The organism is Streptomyces sp. NPDC015127 (assembly GCF_043080095.1).
In the GTDB taxonomy this organism is placed as follows: domain Bacteria; phylum Actinomycetota; class Actinomycetes; order Streptomycetales; family Streptomycetaceae; genus Streptomyces.
Window position 1 is genome coordinate 1 of the sequence record NZ_JBIBVE010000077.1, and the last position, 3,880, is coordinate 3,880.

At 60.6% G+C, this 3,880-nt stretch carries 3 protein-coding genes and 1 pseudogene; 1 reads left to right on the forward strand and 3 read right to left on the reverse strand.

Annotated elements, in window-relative coordinates; genetic code table 11:
* Positions 1–184 (forward strand): annotated as a pseudogene (locus tag ACF08N_RS37825) (hypothetical protein); the annotation flags it as partial.
* A gap of 962 nt (positions 185–1,146) precedes the next feature.
* On the opposite strand, the gene ACF08N_RS37830 reads toward ACF08N_RS37825, so the two are convergent.
* The 3 genes from ACF08N_RS37830 to ACF08N_RS37840 all read right to left on the reverse strand — a co-directional run bounded on the left by ACF08N_RS37830 (position 1,147) and on the right by ACF08N_RS37840 (position 3,444).
* Entirely contained in the window at positions 1,147–2,181 is a 1,035-nt protein-coding gene (locus ACF08N_RS37830) for a hypothetical protein (protein WP_392329238.1), read from the reverse strand.
* A gap of 691 nt (positions 2,182–2,872) precedes the next feature.
* Entirely contained in the window at positions 2,873–2,995 is a 123-nt protein-coding gene (locus tag ACF08N_RS37835; RefSeq protein WP_392329239.1) for a hypothetical protein, read from the reverse strand.
* 167 nt (positions 2,996–3,162) lie between these two features.
* Positions 3,163–3,444, reverse strand: a complete 282-nt coding sequence (locus tag ACF08N_RS37840) for a site-specific integrase (protein WP_392329240.1) — start codon at positions 3,442–3,444, stop codon at positions 3,163–3,165.
* Between the last annotated feature and the right edge of the window lie 436 nt (positions 3,445–3,880).

The following is a 3,880-nucleotide window of genomic DNA, read 5'->3' on the forward strand; positions in this document are numbered from 1 at the left end:
CCGCGACTACGAAACCCACTCCCACCGCTCCGAAGCCATAATCCACGTCGCGATGATCAACCTCATGAGCCGACGGCTCACCCGCGAATCCACCCGAACTGGCGCGACACATGAACCTCGGACCAAACACTTTCGCCAGGACAAAACGCTCTTTAACAAAGGCGTTGGATGTGTCGGTGGGTGACGAGGCAGCTGGCAAGCTCGAGGAACGCTTTGGTCGGGCAACCGCGACGGCGCCCATTGTTCCTGGGTGTGCGCCAGGTTTCCTTGCCCGCCGGCCGCACATCGACCACGGCGAAACGCGGGTCATCATGCCTTTGCTGCCCTGCCGTCGGACGACTACCGCACCGGGACGCCGTGGGATGGACCTGCCCGAGCACTTCGGCTCGTAGAAAGGCGTCCACGCCCAGGCCGATACCATCAGCGATCCCTCCTGGCAGAGACTACACATGCTTACGAGCCACACCGGGGCCTACACGAACTCTGGGCAGTCGTCGGCTTGTGTTGTTGCTCGCTCCTCTGGGTATCGGCTGAAAAGTCCATCGGACACTGCAGGCGCGTCGCAGATGGAGATCGCGCGTCAAGACGAGCAGAACGCGCTAACGCGCCCTCTGAGGCGGGCTACGCTACCGATTGGCTCTTCTGGAACACGCTGGATGCAAGCAGCGGACATGGCGGACCCGCCAGGCCAGCGACGTACATGTCCGAGTATCGGTTGACGACTTGTAGACCTGCAGAGCTTCTTGCGGACGCGGAAATAAGGTCGACCGACGCCACCGCCAGATCTGCCAAATCGACGTACTAAACCTTTCGAGGCACAGCGATACAAGGCGTAAATCATGCTATAGCGAGGCCTCTGGAGAGGGAGAATCCAACACAACCTCCCCGCTCACAAGCAGGAGCATTCCCAAAGAATTTCCCTGTGAGAACCTGTACAAAATCCCCAGCCTGCCAGAATGTCAATCAATTCATACCCACTAACCGCCTATACCCGGCACTCAATGAACCCGTGGGGGCAATCAGAAAGCGCTGATTGCCCCCAGAGGGCGCCAAGGGCGGGCCCTCACTTCACCGAGGTGACTCAGCTTCTCAAGAATACCTACTCTTTCGAGACTTTTTCCGAAGGCCGGATTTGCCTTAATTTCTTTATGCGGTCGTCAGCACTGTGACGCCAAGATGAGACTCCACTTGAGAAACCTTCTCAGCGAACACCACGTCGCCCGACAGGCTCCCACCTACGATCATTCCTCTAATGGTCGCCCCACTGGTTCCAGAAGGGCTGTAAACGGGGCCTCCAGAATCTCCAACCTGGCCGATCACTGAGAATGGCTTATAGATGGTGATCAGCCCGGTTGTCCATCCGCCGCCCTGGAACATTTGGCCAGTCAAGCTCACAACCGAGCCGCCGCAAACCGCCTTCGTGAGGCGACCACTCGTGCATACCGAAGAGTTGAGTGCCGGATCTCCCTTACCTGTAACAGTCCGCGAAATCGGAGAGCCTGGATCTGTATAGATCTTGTTGGTGTAACTTCCCCCGCCAGTGATATGCATCATGTCATATGAGGGGTATTCCGACTTGCCGTATGCCCACCCGAAGAAATTGTTCCCGGAGGCTAGTCCGATACCATTCTCGTAGCAATGGGCGGCTGTCACGGAACCCCTAGTTCCGTTAGGGAATTTCACAGAAAAACCCGAACTGCAGACACTTCCCTCAGCGTCGATCGCAGCTCCCCCCCAGTGCGAGCTAGCATCATTCGTTCTCCCGCCTTGGAAACGCGCCGCGCCACTGTACTTAACGTACACTGCTGAGCCGAACTTTTCCTTTAGGGCCTCGCCGACGGCTCTGTCAGACGAAGAGAAACTCACATTGAGTCGAGCTCCGTCCTGGCTAGGATAAAATGAAAAATCGGTGCTTCTCGCCTTAGGGTGCCAAGATAGCCCCTTAATTCCCGAATAGGCTGCAGCGGTTCCTTGAGAGCTGAAACACTGGGAGCCAGCCTTGACGTCTGCGACGCAGTGCGCGGGCTGGGTCGCGGACGCGGCCCCGGCCGTGAACGGAAGTGACCCAAGGAGGAGTGTGGCGGCAGGTAATGCTGCCTTCAGTTTATTGTTCATGAATATATTCGATCCGACCTGCGGTCGGATGGGCATGAGTAATCCATACCTCAGCTGCTCTCTCATCTTCCTTAGCTCCTCGGAAGACACGATCAGTCTGACCAGAAATTTTTCACTACCCTAGGCAGGGCGGGCGTGACGAGCAGGCTGCCTAGTGCCCTGAGATGTGCTGTCGTTTCGTCCTGAAGTGACTGGATCCTAATATTTTTGTCACGCGCTATGCGGAGGTAGATTCGCTATTAGGCCGGTCCTTAGCAGATTGATCATGGTTTCTGAGCGGTGCGGGTGCGCCTCGTAGGCGCGGCTAGTGACCAGAGTCAGAGATTCTTTGGCAGTAGGCGGCGACCTTGTCGAGGATCTCGTGTGCAGTTGGTCCGATGAAGGTGCGAGGGTGGTCGTTCCAGTCGGCGAGCCAGCCGCGGATGCCGCGCTCGATGCATGGACAGAGCGGTGGATGCCGCGCTTGGCTTCTTTTGTGAGCTCGGAGAATCATCGCTCTACCAGGTTCGGCCAGGACGAACCTTCGGTGTGAAGTGCAGTGGAGGCGGGTGTGCCACCAGCCACTCCCTCGGTGCAGCATGCGGCAGGACTGGTCACGGGAAGACGCGGTGGCGTCCTGGTCTGTAGCGGACGGTGGCTGGCCCCTGGTGGTCAACAAGAGTGGCCCGACTTGGCTCGGTTTCGCCCTAACTCTGAAGTTCTTCGAGCTGGAGGGGCGGTTCCCCATGTTCGTCGGGCAGATCCCGCGGGCCGCGGTCTAGCACATCGCGAGCTTGGTGAAGGTGCCGGCCATCGAGTTCGCGAAGTACGCGTTCACCGGACCGCCGAGTACCACCGCAGCAGATCCGCGGCCCTGCCGCTCCTGCCGGAACGGCTGCATCGCTCATGGTGGGCATCGGCCCGGCCGCGTCGGAAGCGGTCCAGCAGGAACGGGGTTGGTGATCGGCCCGGTGCCCTCCTCAAGGTGGAAGTCGTAGAAGGACCGCAGCACCGTCTCGCTGTGCGTGCGGGTGGTCGGCGCGTACTTCCGGCCCGTCGGCTTGCCCGTCACCGGATTCGGCGTTCCCGGCTCGGCCCACTTCCTTTTGCCCGGCCCGGGTGAATGGTCACGCCCTGGCGCTGGTACCGCCAGTGGATGCGGAGGGGCATGTCCGCCAACTGTAGCCAGCGGGAGAAGTCCCGGGCCTCGCCGCGAGTCGCCCGGTCCCAACCGACGTCAACCGCCCACAAGAACCGGAACCACCGGAGCAGATCCATGCCGTACGACCGAATCGTGGTCGTGGACCTGCTGGCCACCAGCAACTCGGCGAAGAACGCCGCGACTGGCACGACCGGCAGGCCGTCCGGATCGAGCAACTGGTACGGCTCCTGTGACTCACCGGACGCCGGAGTTAGTTCAGTGCACGGGCCCTCGACCTGCTGGACGTCCTGAAGAACGCCGACTTCCCCACCGGCTTCACCGACGAATTCGCTCGCCGCCTACGAGCGCATCGACTGCGCCGGCCTCCAACGCCGCGCTGTTCGCGCTGGGCACCAACATGGGCATCCGCGCGCGCCATGGTGGCGACCGGCGAACACGGCGAGACCGCGGCCGCGCTGCGGCACGTGCGCCAGCACCTCATCACCGTCGACACCCTGCGCTCCGCCGTCATGAAGCTGTCAACGCCACCTTAGACGTCATCTCATTTGGGTCGGTAGGCTGTCGGTCGTGGTGGGGATCGTTGAGCGGCTGGTGCCGGATGAGTTGTGGGAGTTGTTCCAGCGG